Here is a 16,461-nt window from a genome sequence, read left to right on the forward strand (position 1 = left end):
CCGCCACGAAACAGCAATGGCAAAGGGCTGGGCCAGCACCGGATACACATCGTCGCCGGCGTGAAATCATCCCGGATCAGGCACGAATTCGGTCGGAAGGCGGCGTCGTCTCCCGACACTTGTACAGCCGAGGCGACGTCTATTTCTTCGGCGTCAGCACCTCGGTGCCGTTGCCGTCCTTGCCGGCGATGGTCCACAGGCCATGCAGCGACCCGTCATCCTCGACCTTGTAGACGACGAGGCCGATATCCTTGCCCATGACGTAGCCGGCGGAGAATGCATTGTCGTTGCGCATGCAGATGCCATCCGAAGACGAGCCGCCCGTCTCCCAATGGATCGCGCAGGTGGTCCCGCTGGTCAGTGTGATGGTGGCTTCGCCATCATAGGCCGAACCGTCGAAATTGGTGCCGGCGACGGTGTAAGTGCCGCCGATCGACTGGGCAGCCGCGGGCAGGGCGGCCAGGCCGAGCAGGGCGAAGGAAAGAAGAAGTTCGCGCATGATGTAATCCCCCGAGACAGCGAAGAACCGCTACGGAACGGAGGCTAGGCGGGAAACCGTCACCAGTAAATCAGACGGATATTTGCGGACAAAGATTTGTTTGCGGTGTGGCTAAAATGCTGATGGCCGCCTACGGCTCATGGCCCCCTGAGGCTGCCGGCGATGACGCCGACCAACAGGTCATATTTCGATTTCAGCGCCGGCGGATAATCGATCCAGACCGTGCGGATGACGCCATCCCTGCCAAACAGCCGCCGCTCATAAAAGATCTTTCCATCCTTCACGCCCGACAGCACCGCCCAGTCCTTGCCGGCTTTGCTGTAGGTGACTTCGTACCCTGGTTCATTGCTCGCCTTTTCGCCGGCAATGAACCCCTTCGGCGTGTCGTCATCGACATTAAATATGCCGGAGCAGGTCAGGCTGGCGCCGTCCGCGCTCAGCCACATCTGGCCGTCGCCATTTTCAGGCTCGGGCTGGCGATCGGTGAAGATATCGCCGGGAAAGGTGCATTCGGTGCCGAAGCGCTCGTTCACATAGGTGGATTGCGCGGCAATAGCGGTGGTCGCCGAGACCACGGCTAGAGATGTCACGATTGAATAGAGCCACCGCATGTCTGACCCGAAGCCGATGATTGCGGGGCAATTCTTGCACAGACAGACGAGAAGGTCAGCCGCCCGTGACACTCATATGGCGTGACACCGAAGGGCGGCTGGTGCGGCGGTCGATGATGAAGTCATGACCTTTCGGCTTGCGGCCGATGGCTTCGTCTATGGCGTCAGCGAGAAGTTCGTTGCCTTCGGACGCGCGCAACGGCGCGCGCAGATCGGCCGCATCCTCCTGGCCAAGGCACATATAGAGCGTGCCCGTGCAGGTCAGCCTGACCCGGTTGCAGCTTTCGCAGAAATTATGCGTCATCGGCGTGATGAAGCCGAGTTTTCCGCCGGTCTCGGCGACATGGACATAACGGGCCGGGCCACCGGTCTTGAAGGGGATATCTGTCAGCGTGAACTGGCGCTCAAGCGAAGCGCGCAGCAGCGACAGCGGCAGATACTGGTCGGTGCGGTCGGCGTCGATCTCGCCCATCGGCATGGTCTCGATGACGGTCAGGTCCATGCCGCGGCCATGCGCCCAGCGCATCATCTCGGGCAGTTCGACGTCGTTGAAATCCTTCAACGCCACCGCATTGAGCTTGACTTTCAATCCGGCCGCCTGAGCCGCGTCGATGCCGGCCATGACCTTGCCGAGATTGCCCCAGCGCGTGATGGCGTGGAATTTGTCGGCATCGAGCGTGTCGAGCGAAACGTTGATGCGCTTGACACCACGATCGGCGAGTTCGGCGGCGAAGCGCGAAAGCTGCGAGCCGTTGGTGGTCAGCGTCAGCTCTTCCAGCGCGCCGCTTTCAAGGTGCCGCGAAAGCTGGCGCACCAAGTGCATGATGTTCTTGCGCACCAGCGGCTCACCCCCGGTGAGGCGCAACCGCTTGACACCCTTTTCGATGAACACGGTGCAGAGCCGGTCGAGTTCTTCCAGCGACAACAGGTCCTTCTTGGGCAGGAAGGCCATATCCTCGGCCATGCAATAGGTGCAGCGGAAATCGCAGCGGTCGGTGACCGACACTCTGAGATAGCTGATCGTGCGACCGAAGGGGTCGATCATGTTCATGTTCGAGCGTTTCCGTGGCCGTTAACGGCGTCGTTATATACAGCTATGTGATACGATCCAGCCCGCCATTCAAGATAGCTTGCCTTGATCTTTGGTAACATTCCCCGACCGACATTGCGTGTCGGACACCGTTGACGCCTTTGCGTACGGAGCGAAGCAGCGTAGGGAAGGGGAATTCAAGCAGGATCGACCATGACGGCGCCGAAAGAACTGAGGGTCTCGAAGGACCGCAAGCTGCTCACCGTGACGTTTCCGGGCCACCAGCCGTTCGAGCTGCCGGCGGAATTGCTGCGCGTGGCGTCGCCTTCGGCGGAAGTGCAGGGCCATTCGCCGGAACAAAGGGTGACGGTTCCCGGCAAACGCAATGTGGCCATCCTGAAGATCGAACCGGTCGGCAACTACGCCGTGCGCATCACCTTCGATGATTTCCATGACACCGGCATCTTCACCTGGAATTACCTGCACACGCTCGGCCACGAGAAGGACGCACGCTGGAGCGTCTATCTCGCGGAACTCGCCGAGAAGGGCCTGAGCCGCGATCGTTAGCCGCCATTGCGTCGTCAAAACGTCACGTGTCGGGAGTAGGGGCGGCGGATCGGGAGACGGAAAATGTCGGTCATCACCACAATCGAACAACTCGAAGCCCTTTACGGACTGCCCGGCGAAGCCTCCGTGGTCAAGGAACTCGACCATGTCATTCCCGAATACGCCGCCTTTATCGAAGCGTCCCCCTTCGTCGCTCTCGCGACCAGCGGCCCAGAGGGGCTGGACTGTTCGCCGCGCGGCGATCTCGCGGGCTTCGTGCGCATCGTCGATGCGAAAACGCTGATGATGCCGGACCGGCGCGGCAACAACCGTGCCGATTCGTTGAAGAACATCATCCGCGACCCGCGCGTCGGCCTGCTGTTCCTGGTGCCGGGCTCCGGCACGACGCTGCGCGTCAATGGCCGGGCGCATATCACCACGGATGCGGCGTCGTGTGCGTCGTTCATGGTCGACGGCAAGCCGGCGCGTTCGGTCACCGTGATCGATGTCGATTCGGTCTATTTCCAGTGCGCCCGGGCGATCGTGCGGTCGGAACTGTGGAATCCGGAGAGGCATGTCGATCCGAAATCGCTGCCGACACCCGGAAAGATCCTGGAAATCACCAGCCGCAAGAATATCGACGGCGAAACCTACGACAGGGAATGGCCGGAGCGGGCTAAAAAATCGATGTGGTAGTGAGTTGAGGGGCGGAAAGGCCGATCACGCCTCGTTCAGCACGTCATAGATCTTGCGCATCTGCTCGCCGATCATGTCGCATTGTTCCGGCGTCGACTGGCTCATCGCCTTCTCGATCAGCGCCATATGCACTTTCAGCGCCTGCATCAGCAGCGCCTCGCCGCCTTCGGTCAGCGTAAGCCGCAAGATGCGCTTGTCCTTCTCATCGCCTTCCCGCCGCAGTAGGCCACGCGCCTCGAGCTGCGGCAACAGCATGGTGATGTTGGAGCGGCCGACGAGCAGCTTGCGGGCAAGGTCGTGCTGCGACATGCCGGGATGGCGATAGAGGTTCATCAGCACGTCGAGTTGCGCTGGCTTCAGGTCGAGCGGCGCGAGTTTCACCGCCAGCGTGCGCTCCAGCACATGGCACGCGCGCGCCACCGCGACCCAGTTGCGAAAACGCGGGTTGTCCCAGGGTAGCTCTTGTTTATTGTTCATCTTTGAACTATTATGTTCATGCTTGAACGTATGGATGGATTCTGACTATGGCATCATTCGGGCTGAAGGTCATCCGCGGTGTGTTTGGTGCGGCCGAACATGTCGCGCCGCGCATCACCGGACGCGCGGCTTTCGAATTGTTCTGCCGTACGCCAAGCACCAGGACATTGACTGACGGCGAGCGCCGCGCCATCGACCGCGCCGCGGAGTTCATGGCCGAGGCGCGGCATCACCGGCTGAAAACCGCGACCGGCTGCGTCATGGTTCATGAATTTCGTCCCGAGCCCGGCCGCGAGCCTGCCGGCAGCGTCCTTGTCATCCATGGCTGGCGCTCGCGCACCGAATATATGCGCGCCCTGATCGAAGGTTTTCGCGCTGCCGGCTATAGGGTCGTCTCGCTCGACCTTCCCGGTCACGGCCATTCGCGGGGCAGGCACCTGAACATGGTCAACGCCGTCGAAGCCGCCAGAGTGGCCGGTGAATGGTTCGGGCCGTTCGTGGCCGCCGTCGGCCATTCCTTCGGCGGCGCCGTCGCCACCAACGCCGTTGCCGGTTCCGTCAAGGATATCCCGCCGCTGGCGGCCGCACGCCTCGTGCTGATCGCGGCACCGAGCTCGCTGCCGGCAATCTTCGCCGACTTCAGCCGCATGCTTAATGTCGGTCCCCGCTCGCAGATCGCCATGGCCGACCGTGTTGAATATCTCTCTGGCCGGCCATTGCATGAATTCACCGGTGACCGCCAGCTCGCCCAGGCGCCCGTGCCGACGCTGGTCATTCATGCCCCCGATGACCGTGAAGTGCCGGCTGAACACGCACGACGCTATGCTGGCGCAGGCGACCATGTGCGGCTTCACTGGGCCGATGGGCTTGGCCATCGCCGCATTCTGGCCGACAAGGGCGTGGTCGAACGCGCCGTCGGCTTCGTGACCACGCAGCGCGGGGCGTCGCTGGCCCACTGAGCGGCATTCAGGCTTTCTTCTTTTCCCCGGACTCTACGGGCAATCCGGCTGCCTTCCAGGCCGTGTAGCCGCCGAGAATATGCTTGACCGGCGAAAGCCCCATGTCTTGCGCCGTTTTGGTGGCCAGCGCCGAACGCCAGCCGCCGGCACAGAAGAAGACGAAGCTTTTTCCGGAAGCGAAGAAGGGCTTGTGGTAGGGACTTTCGGGATCGATCCAGAACTCCAGCATGCCACGGGTGACATGCTTGGCTCCGGGTATTCTGCCGTCACGTTCGATCTCTCGAGGGTCGCGGAGATCGACGAAAATGGTGCTTTCGTCTTCAAGCAGTCCTGCCGCTTCCTCGGGCGAAACCACTTCGATCTCGGCGTTGGCCTCATCCAGCAGTTCGCGATACCCTTTTTTCACGTCGTCCCTCCCGGCCGCTGGTTTGCTAGCAAGTCGAATTTCGAGCACAACGAACGGTGTTTGTCACGCCTCGGCGGTGTCGGCCATGGTCTTCCAGGCGGCCATTGCCCCGGCCACCGTCGCCAGCAGCGCCGCGCGCGAAGCGCCGTCGCGCGCCTGGATCGACATGCCGTGCTGGACCGTCGCGAAGAAGGTGGCGGCGGCATTGCTGTCGAAGCTTGCCGGCAACTCGCCTTCGGCCACGCCACGCTCCAGCCGCTTCAGCAAGGCCGAATGGTTTTCGGCACGACGGCGGCGCAGATCGTCACAGATCGCGCCGCGCGTGCTGTCCTGATGCAATGCGCCAAGCGTAATAAGGCAGCCCTGCGGGCGGTCGGTCTGAGAATAGGCATCGGCTGTCCGCCGCAGGAAATTTTCGATCGCCTGCCTTGCCGTCACGGCCTCGTCGAGCGCCAGCCAGATATCGGCGCCCTCCACGCGGGAATAGAAATCCGCCGCCTCGAGGAACAGGGTCTCCTTGCTGCCGTAGGCGGCATAGAGGCTCGGCGAATTGATGCCCATCGCCGCGGTGAGGTCGCTGATCGACGCGCCTTCATAGCCCTTGGCCCAGAACACATCCATCGCGCGCCGCAGGGCCGCGTTTCGATCGAAGGTGCGGGGACGGCCTCTTTCCGACATGACGTTCATTTCTGTGTTGATCGAAACATAAATGAGTTGACGCAATCAGGCAAGGCTGGCAGATATTTATGTATCAATCACTACATAAATGGAGAAACCGATGGCATCCAGGAATTTGAACGGCAAGGCGGCACTCGTCACCGGAGGCAGCCGCGGCATCGGCGCGGCAATCGCGCGAAGGCTCGCGGCGGAGGGGGCCGATGTCGCGCTGACCTATGTGCATGGCGAGGACCAGGCCCGCTCGGTCGTCGCCGAGATAGAGACCAAGGGCGGTCGCGCGATCGCGATCAAGGCCGACAACCGCGACGCCGAAGCCATAGACCAGGCGGTTGCCGATGCGATGACCGCCTTCGGCCGGCTCGACATCCTGGTCAACAGTGCCGGCATCTGGCGCGCCGCACCCATCGATATGCTGTCGCTTGCCGATGTCGACGAAACCATGTCGGTCAATCTGAGGGCGCCGTTCATCGCCTCGAAAGCGGCGGCAAGACACATGGGCGAGGGCGGCAGGATCATCTCGATCGGCAGCAATCTGGCCGAACGGGTCACCGACACCAACCTGGGAGCCTACTCGACCAGCAAGGCGGCGCTGGTCGGCCTGACCAAGGCATTGGCCCGCGACCTCGGGCCACGCGGCATCACCGCCAATGTCGTCCATCCCGGCTCGACGGATACCGACATGAACCCGGCCGACGGCCCGCATGCCGAACATCAGCGAAAGAAGATGGCAACTCCGCGATTCGGCAAGGCGGAGGACATCGCCGGCATGGTTGCCTGGCTCGCAGGTCCAGAGGGCCGTTTCGTCACCGGAGCCGCGCTGACCATCGACGGTGGCGCAAACGCCTGAAGACGCAGGGATCCCCGCGGCCGGGGCGACCCAAAGGTCGCCCCGGCCGTCACGATCTTGTGAAACCGTTCTGCAACAGGCCCGCCGAAATTTATGAAAGCTTAACGAAATCGGTATGAATCGGTATAGTCGCGCCTTACATCCGCCATGCGGTTAGCGGGACGGTCTAGCGTGCGGAACGGGAACCGGTTGCGGCCGGAGCGGGTGATCCATGAACTTCCTCGGTAAAAAAGCAACCGTGATGCCGCTGGTGGCGATTACGGCGACGCTGGCTTTCGGTACGCCTCAGGCAGGTGCCCAAGGGCTTTTCGACATGCTGTTCGGCGGCGGCATCAGGCATGAGCCGAACGGCGAGTTTCCGCCTCCTCCGCCAAAGCACAAGCCGAAGGCGCCGGCCGGTGGCGACGGCGGCGGTGCGAGGATCAGCAGTCCGTCCTACTATACTTACAAGGCCGACAGACTGGTGCGCGTCGACTTCTCGACGCTGGCCGCCGCGCCGCAGCCGGCGGCGCCGCAAGATGCCGCTTTCGTTCCCTCGGCCACGGGTGCTGCTTTCCACGATGCCATTGCCGGCCTCAGCGACTACGAACTCTATGCCGAGCCCGACATCGCCAAGGCGCTGATCGCCTACTACTCTGCCAACCCGGATTTCATTTGGGTAGGCGGGACAAGCCCCAACAACCGTGCGCAAGATGCCGTGCGGGTGCTTGGCGAGGCTGCCAGCTACGGCCTCACGCCCGCCGACTACACGGTCGATGTGCCAGCGCTCGGTTCGACCTCGGCGGACGACGCAGCCAAGTTGAAGGAACTCGTCCGTTTCGAGATGGCGCTTTCCGCGCGTGTCCTGCGTTACGCCCATGACGCCCAGAGCGGCCGTGTCGAGCCCAACCGCATGACCGGCTACTACGATTTCCCGGCCAAGCCGCTCGACATGGTGGGCGTGCTGAAAACACTGGCGCATACACAGGAAGTTCGCACCTACCTCGAATCGCGCCATCCGCAGAATGCAGAATACCAGGCGCTGCGCGTCGAACTGGAGTCACTGCAGGCGAGCGCCGAGAACGAGATCGTCGTCGATCCGAAACTGCTGCTGAAGCCGGGCGAAACCAGCCCCGAACTGCCGAAGCTCCTGTCGCTGATCGCGCGCAATCTCGATGACGAGATGGGCGGCACCTATGGCGAGGTTCTGTCGCGGCTGGCAACCAGCGAAGTCTATGTTCCCGAACTGGTCCCTCTGATCAAGGCGGTGCAGCAGAAGGAGGGCATGAAGGGCGACGGCGTCATCGGACCGCGCACCGTCGCCTTGCTTGCCGGCACGTCGAAGGCCGACAGGCTGCTCAAGGTTCAGGTGGCGCTGGAAGAACTGCGCTGGCTGCCTTCCGATCTCGGCAGTCCGCGTGTTTTCATCAACCAGCCCGCCTTCACCGCAAGCTACATTGACGACGGCCAGGAAAAGCTGAAGACACGCGCCGTCGTCGGCCGTGTCACCAACCAGACGGCCTTCTTCTACGACCAGATCAAGCAGGTCGATTTCCATCCCTACTGGGGCGTGCCGCAGTCGATCATCGTCAACGAAATGCTGCCGAGGTTGCGTGGCGATCCCGGCTATCTCGACCGTGCCGGCTATGAGGTGACGGATTCACGCGGCAAGCGCATTCCGTCGTCGGCGATCAACTGGGGCGATTATGGCGCCAACATTCCCTACAGCGTGCGCCAGCAGCCGAGCGAGGCCAATGCGCTGGGAGAATTGAAGATCCTGTTCCCCAACAAGCATGCGATCTACATGCATGACACGCCCCAGAAATCATTCTTCAAGCAGGACATGCGCGCGCTCAGCCATGGCTGTGTACGCCTGCAGGATCCGCGAGGAATGGCAGCGGCGGTGCTTGGCACCTCTGTCGATTATATCGCGGAGAAGCTGAAGCACGGACACTCGACCGAGGATGTGACGCGCAAGATCCCGGTCTATGTCGCCTATTTCACCGCCTGGCCCGACATGTCCGGCAAGGTCGAGTATTTCAGCGACGTCTATGACCGCGACTCGCGGCTGAAGCAGGCCCTGGACGCGACCGAGGCGGTGCGCTCACCGTCGAGCTAACAGTCAACGCTCCGACAGCGGGCGCCGGAAACCGGCGTCGCGCCCGGCGATCAGCCAATAGACCAGCCCGGCCACAAGACCAGCGGCGGCTATGATGCCGATGTCGGCCCAGCGCTCCAGATCCACGTCTTCCGCCGCGCTCGGCCAGATCAGGAAGAAGCCGCCGGCGGCCGCCGCGGCGCCGAAGAACATGTGCAGCAGGACGCTGCGCAGGGAGAAGAACTCGGCGATCAGCGCGAAAATCAGCGTCTGCGGCGCTGTCACCACAACCGTCAGGAAATAGATGAACATGCCGAGCGGCGGCACCACAAAGGCCGCGATCGGCGAGACGCCCATGAAGTCGAAATAGGCCGGCGCGTTGGGCAGGGCGCTCAGCGCGGCATAGATCGCCACCACGGCGATCAGGCCAACCAGTATCGCGACAAAATAGCCGGCGAGCATCATCAGGACGCGCTTCATCAAGTGCTTCGCAGTCGACATGCCCACCCCCGTGAAGCCCGGTCACTCCACAATCAGCCATCAATGGCGAATTGACGCAAGGGGAGACAGAGACTGTCAGCGTCGTGGCCCGACGCGGACGGATGAAACCGCCGTTCAGGCGCCGCCGCACATATGCTGCGAATCCGGCAGAGCCCAGGAGCCTTTCGAGACGAGGTCGACGGAATAATAGACCCGGCCACGGTCGTCGTCCTTGGGGCAGTCCCTGGGAATCGAGATCAGGCATATGACGACCGGTTCTCCGACCTTCGAGGCGGCCAAGCCGGCCTCGCGATCATAGGAGACAGCCCCGCCGCCATTGGTGAACGTGGTCGCGCTGCCCGCTTCGGGACTGGCCGTTTCCAGCGGATCGTCGCCGAGCCGGGCGCTAAGCGTCTTGATGTGCGTCGATGCGCATTGGCCGATAGCCGAAGGCAGGGGCTGATCGACGTGCCCGGGGTTTCGCCCGGCGGCTTCGAGCGCCTTCTTGCCAATCAGCGCGATGTTGTAGTCCTGGATCCAGGAAGGCGCATTGCCATAGGTCTGCAAGGCGTTGTTGAGGGCGCTGGCCGTATCGCTCTCGCAGGCATTGCGGTCGGCGATCAGCCCGCGGGCAATCCTGCGCTTGTCGCCGCCGAACGCCGGCTCGAATCCCTTGAACGCCTTCGAAACCAGCAGATCGATCGCCGACAGCCGCGGGTCGGCACAGATCGCTTTTTCCGCGGGCACTGCAGCCTTGGCGCAGTCGAAGGACGGGCCATCGGCTCGCGCGGGAGAAACGGCAAGGAAGCCGTCGGCTGGGATGATGGCGAGTACAGACAGAAAATAGGTTCCAGCGAAACATCGCATCATAGCCCCCAAGCCAACAGGTTTGTCCAAGGCATAACATACCCCAGGATGGACAATGTGGGCCCGCGTTTCGTCGCTGAGAATGCTCGGAGGCAGCGCATTGGCGACGAGGTCCCTGCGAACCTTATTTTGGTTCGGCCGTCACAGGATCGAAGTCGATTTCGACTTTTGCCTTGTCCGAGGTGTAGTAGGTGACGGTGTAGCCGTCTTTGTCCCAATCGACTTCTTTCACGTAGCGAAAGCCGTCGCGTTGCTCGACCTTCGCGATGATCTCCGACAGCTTCTTGGCATTGGGTGGCGGCAGGGGGGCTTCATCCGCGGCAAAGGCCGATCCGCTGGTAAGAAGAACGGCGACGCTGGTCGCCAGCAGAAATCTGGACATGGTTTTCCCTCAGGTTTCGACGGAGGGAAACTCGCTGGTGTATTGGTTGGTTCCGGAGGCAGGGAACTGTTGGCCCAAAAGAAGCGTGACCGCGCCGACGAAAGACATCTAAACCCGCCGTGTTTTCGGACGACTTAGAACGTCGAGTTTCCGACCATGATTTTGCACTGGCCTACATTTGCTTACGCGCCAGCAAGCCTTGTCCTACGCGCCAGTAAGCTTTCAAGAGAATTTGATTGCGGCCGAACATCCAACGATTTCTTCAGGTTGGATGGTGGGCGATGCAGGGATTGAACCTGCGACCCCACCCGTGTGAAGGGTGTGCTCTCCCGCTGAGCTAATCGCCCGCTCGTTGCCCGAAGGCCAAGCGAGCCGCGATATAAGGGAGGCCGGCCGGTTAAGTCAAGGCAGTGTCTGGTGTTCTCACACAGATCGGATTTGCGGTCCCGGCTGGCCCGTTCCGGAGAGATTTCGTCCCCGGCGCTCAGTGTGCGGCGGCGCCGATCAGCCCTTGTGCCAGATCGAGCGTCAATGCATCAAAATGCGATATCACCGCCGAGGGCTCGAACTCGCGCACATGACGATCGGTGTAGCCGAAATCGACGGCGACGACAGGAATGCCGGCGGCCTTGGCAGTGTCGATATCGGTTTGCGAATCGCCGACCATCAAGGCGCGGTGCGGATCGCCACCGGCCAGTTTGATGGTTTCGATCAGGTGGCGCGGATCCGGTTTGCGAAACGCGAACGTATCCTGTCCGGCAATTGCCGCGAAATGCCTGGTCAGGCCGAGCGCCTCGATCAGCGCCAGCGAATTGGCTTCGTATTTATTGGTGCAGACGGCCAGCAGATAGCCGGCCTTCTCAAAGCGGGCAATCGCCTCGATCACGCCGGGGTAGGGGCGGGATTTGCCCGGAATGTTGTCGGTGTAGTGATCAAGGAACAGTTTCAGCAGCCGGTCGTGCTCCTCAACCTTGAGGGATCGTTGCTGCGCGGCATGCGCCCGTTCGATCATCACCCGGCCGCCATGGCCGACGAAGCGTTTGAAGCCGGCTTCGTCGACGGCCGCCAGTTCGCTGGCCGCCAGGCTGTGGTTGAGGCTGTCGAGCAAGTCCGGCGCCGTGTCAATCAGCGTTCCGTCGAGGTCGAACACGATGATCGGGCGACTCATGATCCATCCTGAGCAGGTTTGCGCATCGGCAGGCGATAGCGGCTGCGACGCTTTAAGGCAAGCAAACTGGTGGCGCAGCCGCCAAGGGCTTTGACCCGGCCAGCAAAAATGCTAGGAGCCCAAACGCCAAAGCACGTCGCATCGAAACGGACCCATGCGACACGCCTTGGGTTTTTGTTTCATGCATGTCGTTCCCAAACCGAGGTCACTGTTGGGCGACGTGCATCAGGTTTCGGGGCAGCAAGCAGCATGGATGCGAGGCAATTGAAGGTCGAGGCCGCGCGGGCGGCTCTTGCCCATGTCACCGACGGCATGCGGCTCGGCATCGGCACCGGCACCACTGCCGAGGAATTCGTGCGGCTGCTCGCCGACAAGGTTGCCTCAGGCATGACCATTATCGGCGTGCCGACCTCGGAACGCACCGCCGCGCTGTGCCGCGAACTCGGTGTGCCGCTGTCGACGCTGGAGGAAACACCCGAGCTCGATCTCACCGTCGACGGCGCCGACGAGGTCGACGGTGAGCTGACATTGATCAAGGGCGGCGGCGGTGCGCTGCTGCGTGAGAAGATCGTGGCCGCGGCTTCGCAGTGCATGATCGTCATCGCCGACCGTTCGAAGATGGTCGAGACGCTCGGCCGGTTTCCTCTTCCCATCGAAGTCAATCAGTTCGGCCTGCGCTCGACCGAGATCGCCGTGGCCGTGGTGGCCGGAAATCTCGGCCTTTCCGGTCCGGTGACATTGAGGATGACGGGAGGCCAGCCTTTTGTTACAGACGGCGGCCATTTTATCCTCGATGCATCTTTTGGCCGCATTCCGGATACAAGAGCGCTTTCGAATGCTCTCCACGCCATTCCTGGCGTGGTCGAGCATGGTCTTTTCATCGGGCTGGCGTCAGCGGCCATCATCGCCGGCGGCGACGGTATCCAAACCGTCCATGCCGCCCGAAAACCAGGGAGTTCTACCGATCATGATGTTGCATAACCGGGTTCGCCGTCTTTCAGTTCTCGTGGCGGCTTCGGCTGTCTTCGCGTTCTCCTCGCCTATCTTCGCGCAGGACGTCACGGAATCGCATCTGAAGGCCGCACGCGCCGCGGTCGCCGCGATCCACGCGACCGACCCGTTCGACAACATCCTGCCGCAGGCCGCCGCGGCGCTCGAATCGCAGCTCATCCAGAAGAACCCTGACATGCAGGAGCTGATCGGCAAGACGATAAACGAGAAGGCGCTGGCGCTGGCCTCGCGCCGCGCGGACCTCGAGAAGGAAGCGGCTCTTGCCTATGCGAAGGTGTTTTCCGAAAAGGAGCTCACCGACATCGCGGCCTTCTACAGTTCCGAGTCCGGCAAGAAGCTGCTCGACAGCGGCCCGACCGTGACGCGTGACCTCGTCAAGGCCGCCGACATCTGGCAGAACGGCGTAGCCCGCGATCTTGCCCAGCAGGTCGGCGAAACTCTGGCGGCGGCGGCAAAAGCGAAGGCGGTGGCTGCGCCTACGCCCGCGCCCGCCGATGGCGCCGCTCCGGCAGACAATGCGGCCCCGGCGGATGGCGCCGCCCCCGCGGACGGATCGGCTCCCGCCGACGGCACGCAGAACTGATCCTGCATTTCAAACGCGGCCCTTGCGGCCATCTGTAAAGCCCGGCCTGTCCGGGCTTTTCTTTTGATGGTTTGCGGCCTACCTGTCACTCACATTTTCGACGTTCAAGGAGCCGCTTCATGGCCGGTTACGACTACGACCTCTTCGTCATCGGCGGCGGCTCCGGCGGGGTGAGGGCGGCGCGGGTCGCGGCAGCACTCGGCAAACGCGTCGGTATCGCCGAAGAATACCGTTTCGGTGGCACCTGCGTCATCAGGGGCTGCGTGCCGAAGAAACTCTATGTCTATGCCTCGCAGTTTCCCGAGCATTTTGCCGACGCCGCCGGTTATGGCTGGACGGTGCCGGAAGCCAGCTTCGACTGGCAAACGCTGGTCGCCAACAAGGACCGCGAGATCAGCCGCCTGGAAGCGATCTACAAGAGGAATGTCGAGGGCTCGGGTGGCGAGACCTTTCATTCGCGGGCGATGATCGTCGACCCGCACGTGATCCATCTCCTGGGCGAGGACCGCACCGTCACCGCCGATCAGATCCTGATCGCCACCGGCGGCCGTCCGGCTGCCCATCCGGCACTGCCCGGCCACGAACACTGTATCTTTTCCAACGAGGCTTTCGATCTCAAGGAGCTGCCGAAGGCGATCATGATAGAGGGCGGCGGCTATATCGCGGTCGAGTTCGCCAACATCTTTCACGGCCTCGGCGTAGACACCACGCTGGTCTATCGCGGCAAGGAAATCCTTGGCCGTTTCGACATGGACCTGCGGCGCACGCTGCATGAGACGATGGAAAAGAAGGGAATAAAAATCCTTTGCCATGCCGTCTCCGAATCGGTCAGCAAGCGGCCGGACGGGCGGCTCGACGCGCAGCTCACGAGCGGGCAGGTGCTAACGGTCGACCAGGTGATGCTGGCCATCGGCCGCATCCCCAACACCGAGAATATGGGCCTGGAAGGCGTAGGCATCGAGATGACCGCCGCGACGGGTGCGATCAAGGTCGACCGGTTTTCCCGCACCAACATCGACAATATCTGGGCGATCGGCGATGTCACCAACCGTGTCCAGCTGACGCCGGTGGCGATTCACGAAGCCATGTGCTTCGTCGAAACGGCGTTCAAGAACAATCCGACCGCGCCCGATCACGACACGATCGCGACCGCCGTCTTCTCGCAGCCGGAAATCGGCACGGTCGGCTTGTCGGAGGACGAAGCCGTCAAGCGCTTCGCCGATATCGAAATCTACCGCGCCAGCTTCCGGCCGATGCGGCACACGCTGTCGGGCCGTGACGAAAAGATGCTGATCAAGCTGGTCGTCGACGGCGCTTCGCGCAAGGTTCTCGGCGCCCACATACTGGGGCCGGATGCCGGCGAAATGGCGCAGCTGCTCGGGATCCCACTGAAGGCGGGGCTGACCAAGGACGATTTCGATCGCACCATGGCCGTGCATCCGACCGCGGCAGAAGAGCTCGTCACCATGTACAAGCCGACCTATCGGGTGAAGGACGGCGAGCGCATCTGACGCCTCGCCTACCGGCGCGCCGCCACCAGCCCTGGCCGGCGGCGGCAGTCAAACCGCTATAGCAACGTGCCGCGCAGGATGACGAGCGCCACCGAGAAATAGATCACCAGTCCGGTGACATCGACCAGCGTGGCGACGAACGGCGCTGACGCACTGGCTGGGTCGAAACCGATCCGTTTCAGGGCGAAAGGCAGCATCGACCCCGAGAGCGAGCCGAACGTGACGATGCCGACCAGTGCAGCACCAACCGTTGCGGCAATCAGCGGCCAGTGCGGGCCATAGTCGTAGAAGCCCATATATTGCCAGAGCGCGATCCGGCAGACGCCGACCACGCCGAGCATGGCGCCGAGCACGAGACCGGTGGGCAATTCGCGCAACGCCACCCGCCACCAGTCACGAAGGCCGATCTCGCGCAACGCCAGCGCCCGGATGACCAACGAGGTAGCCTGTGAGCCGGAATTGCCGCCGGAGCTCATGATCAGCGGGATGAACAGCGTCAACACGATCGCTTTCTCCAGCTCGCCCTCGTAGCTTTGCATCGCATTGGCCGTCAGCATCTCGCTGATGAACAGCGCGCAAAGCCAGCCGCCACGCTTCTTGATCATGGCGAGGAAGCTCATCTTCATATACGGCTCGTCCAGAGCCTCCATGCCGCCGAACCGATGCACGTCCTCCGTGGTCTCCTCGATCATCGTGTCGATGATGTCGTCGATGGTGACGATGCCGAGGATCTTGCCGTGGTCGACGACCGGGACGGCGAGCAGATCGTATTTGGAGATCGTCTGCGCCAGGTTTTCGCGATCGGTCAGCGGGCTGACCGTCACCGGCATGCGGTCGGGCGCAACCGACAGGATCGAGTCGCCCGGCTCACCGGTGATGAGCCGCCGCAAGCCCGTCGACCGCACCAGGAGGTGTGTTTGCGGATCGACGATGTAGATTGCGTAGATAGTCTCGCGCGTCCGCTCGACCTTGCGGATGTAATCGAGCGTGCGCCCCACGGTCCAGTCGGAGGGAACGCTGACGAACTCCGTCGTCATGATCGAGGCGGCGCTGCCTTCGGGATAGCCCAGAATGGAAAGCAGGGTCGCGCGCAGTGGCGGGGCCAATGCGCCGAGCAGTTCGGAGCGTGCCGGCTCGTCGAGTTCGCGCAGAATGTCGGCCGCGCGGTCGACGGACATGGCGGTGAGCAGCTTGCTCGCCTTGGGGCGCGGCAGGGCCTCCGCCAATTCGGGCGCGCTTTCGAGCTCAGGCTGGTCGAAAATCTCGACCAGCCGTTCGAAGGGCACGGCGCAAAGCAGCTCCGTCGCGGTTTCGCGCGTTTCATGATTGAGCGCCTCGACAACGTCGGCGACGTGGTCGTTGGCAAGGATGCGGGCGATGGCGACGGCCTCATCGTCCGCTACGGGGAAAAAATCGTTCATGGTTCACTCCTTGCCGTCCGGCAGGACGTGAACCATTCAGGTCACGTCTAGGCGGACGGCGGTTGCGTTCGACTGTGACTATCGCCAGGCATGGCGCGGTGACCTTTCTGCTTGCGGGTTCGCTTTTGACTGTCTGCAAGCCGGCGCAACATAGGAGCGAGCCTTGCCGAGTCAATCGCGGTGAGGAGGGAAAACAGTCCCGAACGGCCCTG

Annotated in this window: 19 protein-coding genes and 1 tRNA gene; 8 read left to right on the forward strand and 12 right to left on the reverse strand. The window is 62.5% G+C overall.

Translation table 11 applies throughout. The features are described 5' to 3' along the window. Nucleotides 1–139 precede the first annotated feature (139 nt). From EN824_RS07015 to moaA, 3 genes are all read right to left on the reverse strand, one after another. Nucleotides 140–499: a hypothetical protein gene (locus EN824_RS07015; RefSeq protein ID WP_127279947.1), complete on the reverse strand. Its 360-nt coding sequence runs from the start codon at nt 497–499 to the stop codon at nt 140–142. 137 nt (nt 500–636) lie between these two features. Further along, nucleotides 637–1,089 (reverse strand): hypothetical protein, encoded by a 453-nt coding sequence (locus EN824_RS07020; protein WP_245520952.1) that lies wholly within the window; start codon nt 1,087–1,089, stop codon nt 637–639. 76 nt (nt 1,090–1,165) lie between these two features. Next, a complete protein-coding gene (gene moaA / locus EN824_RS07025) occupies nt 1,166–2,161 on the reverse strand; it encodes a GTP 3',8-cyclase MoaA (RefSeq protein WP_135932017.1) in 996 nt (331 codons plus the stop codon). 192 nt (nt 2,162–2,353) lie between these two features. Between moaA and EN824_RS07030 the strand changes: the two genes are divergently transcribed. Further along, entirely contained in the window at nt 2,354–2,707 is a 354-nt protein-coding gene (locus EN824_RS07030; RefSeq protein ID WP_135915939.1) for a DUF971 domain-containing protein, read from the forward strand. Nucleotides 2,708–2,770: 63 nt separating this feature from the next. Continuing rightward, a complete protein-coding gene (locus EN824_RS07035) occupies nt 2,771–3,382 on the forward strand; it encodes a pyridoxamine 5'-phosphate oxidase family protein (protein WP_127872449.1) in 612 nt (203 codons plus the stop codon). 24 nt (nt 3,383–3,406) lie between these two features. Here EN824_RS07035 and EN824_RS07040 read toward each other — a convergent pair whose 3' ends face one another. Then, nucleotides 3,407–3,859, reverse strand: coding sequence for a MarR family transcriptional regulator (locus tag EN824_RS07040; RefSeq protein WP_127279942.1), 453 nt, complete (start codon nt 3,857–3,859; stop codon nt 3,407–3,409). A gap of 47 nt (nt 3,860–3,906) precedes the next feature. Between EN824_RS07040 and EN824_RS07045 the strand changes: the two genes are divergently transcribed. Beyond that, the gene (locus EN824_RS07045) at nt 3,907–4,818 is read left to right on the forward strand and encodes an alpha/beta hydrolase (protein ID WP_135932018.1); all 912 of its coding nucleotides are present in this window, start codon (nt 3,907–3,909) and stop codon (nt 4,816–4,818) included. Nucleotides 4,819–4,825: 7 nt separating this feature from the next. Here EN824_RS07045 and EN824_RS07050 read toward each other — a convergent pair whose 3' ends face one another. Both EN824_RS07050 and EN824_RS07055 read right to left on the reverse strand, forming a co-directional pair. Beyond that, nucleotides 4,826–5,224 carry a rhodanese-like domain-containing protein gene (locus EN824_RS07050; protein WP_135932019.1) on the reverse strand — a complete coding sequence of 133 codons (399 nt, stop codon included), beginning with the start codon at nt 5,222–5,224 and terminating at the stop codon, nt 4,826–4,828. 63 nt (nt 5,225–5,287) lie between these two features. After that, entirely contained in the window at nt 5,288–5,902 is a 615-nt protein-coding gene (locus tag EN824_RS07055) for a TetR/AcrR family transcriptional regulator (RefSeq protein ID WP_135932020.1), read from the reverse strand. Between the two features lie 100 nt (nt 5,903–6,002). Between EN824_RS07055 and EN824_RS07060 the strand changes: the two genes are divergently transcribed. Together EN824_RS07060 and EN824_RS07065 are read left to right on the forward strand one after the other, a co-directional pair. Beyond that, on the forward strand, nt 6,003–6,749 hold the full coding sequence (locus EN824_RS07060) for a 3-oxoacyl-ACP reductase family protein (protein ID WP_135932021.1): 747 nt from the start codon (nt 6,003–6,005) through the stop codon (nt 6,747–6,749). 211 nt (nt 6,750–6,960) lie between these two features. After that, nucleotides 6,961–8,847 carry a murein L,D-transpeptidase gene (locus EN824_RS07065; RefSeq protein WP_127280693.1) on the forward strand — a complete coding sequence of 629 codons (1,887 nt, stop codon included), beginning with the start codon at nt 6,961–6,963 and terminating at the stop codon, nt 8,845–8,847. 3 nt (nt 8,848–8,850) lie between these two features. Here EN824_RS07065 and EN824_RS07070 read toward each other — a convergent pair whose 3' ends face one another. From EN824_RS07070 to EN824_RS07090, 5 genes are all read right to left on the reverse strand, one after another. Continuing rightward, nucleotides 8,851–9,327: a hypothetical protein gene (locus EN824_RS07070; RefSeq protein ID WP_135932022.1), complete on the reverse strand. Its 477-nt coding sequence runs from the start codon at nt 9,325–9,327 to the stop codon at nt 8,851–8,853. 114 nt (nt 9,328–9,441) lie between these two features. After that, complete coding sequence (locus tag EN824_RS07075; RefSeq protein ID WP_135932023.1) at nt 9,442–10,176, reverse strand: lysozyme inhibitor LprI family protein; 735 nt, start codon at nt 10,174–10,176, stop codon at nt 9,442–9,444. Between the two features lie 121 nt (nt 10,177–10,297). Beyond that, entirely contained in the window at nt 10,298–10,555 is a 258-nt protein-coding gene (locus tag EN824_RS07080; RefSeq protein ID WP_127280102.1) for a PepSY domain-containing protein, read from the reverse strand. Between the two features lie 272 nt (nt 10,556–10,827). Then, nucleotides 10,828–10,902, reverse strand: a tRNA-Val gene (locus EN824_RS07085). 137 nt (nt 10,903–11,039) lie between these two features. Continuing rightward, nucleotides 11,040–11,723: a phosphoglycolate phosphatase gene (locus EN824_RS07090; RefSeq protein WP_135880365.1), complete on the reverse strand. Its 684-nt coding sequence runs from the start codon at nt 11,721–11,723 to the stop codon at nt 11,040–11,042. Nucleotides 11,724–11,972: 249 nt separating this feature from the next. Between EN824_RS07090 and rpiA the strand changes: the two genes are divergently transcribed. From rpiA to gor, 3 genes are all read left to right on the forward strand, one after another. After that, entirely contained in the window at nt 11,973–12,704 is a 732-nt protein-coding gene (gene rpiA / locus EN824_RS07095; protein WP_127872439.1) for a ribose-5-phosphate isomerase RpiA, read from the forward strand. Further along, complete coding sequence (locus EN824_RS07100) at nt 12,691–13,317, forward strand: DUF2059 domain-containing protein (protein ID WP_127872438.1); 627 nt, start codon at nt 12,691–12,693, stop codon at nt 13,315–13,317. Before rpiA ends, EN824_RS07100 begins: the two co-directional genes overlap by 14 nt. 119 nt (nt 13,318–13,436) lie before the next feature. After that, entirely contained in the window at nt 13,437–14,828 is a 1,392-nt protein-coding gene (gor, locus tag EN824_RS07105) for a glutathione-disulfide reductase (protein ID WP_135918498.1), read from the forward strand. 56 nt (nt 14,829–14,884) lie between these two features. Here the strand turns inward: gor and mgtE are convergent, their stop codons facing one another. Beyond that, nucleotides 14,885–16,249 carry a magnesium transporter gene (mgtE, locus tag EN824_RS07110; protein WP_135880362.1) on the reverse strand — a complete coding sequence of 455 codons (1,365 nt, stop codon included), beginning with the start codon at nt 16,247–16,249 and terminating at the stop codon, nt 14,885–14,887. Nucleotides 16,250–16,461: the final 212 nt, after the last annotated feature.

Origin of the sequence: Mesorhizobium sp. M8A.F.Ca.ET.181.01.1.1, from assembly GCF_004792025.1 — a bacterium.
In the GTDB taxonomy this organism is placed as follows: Bacteria; Pseudomonadota; Alphaproteobacteria; order Rhizobiales; family Rhizobiaceae; genus Mesorhizobium.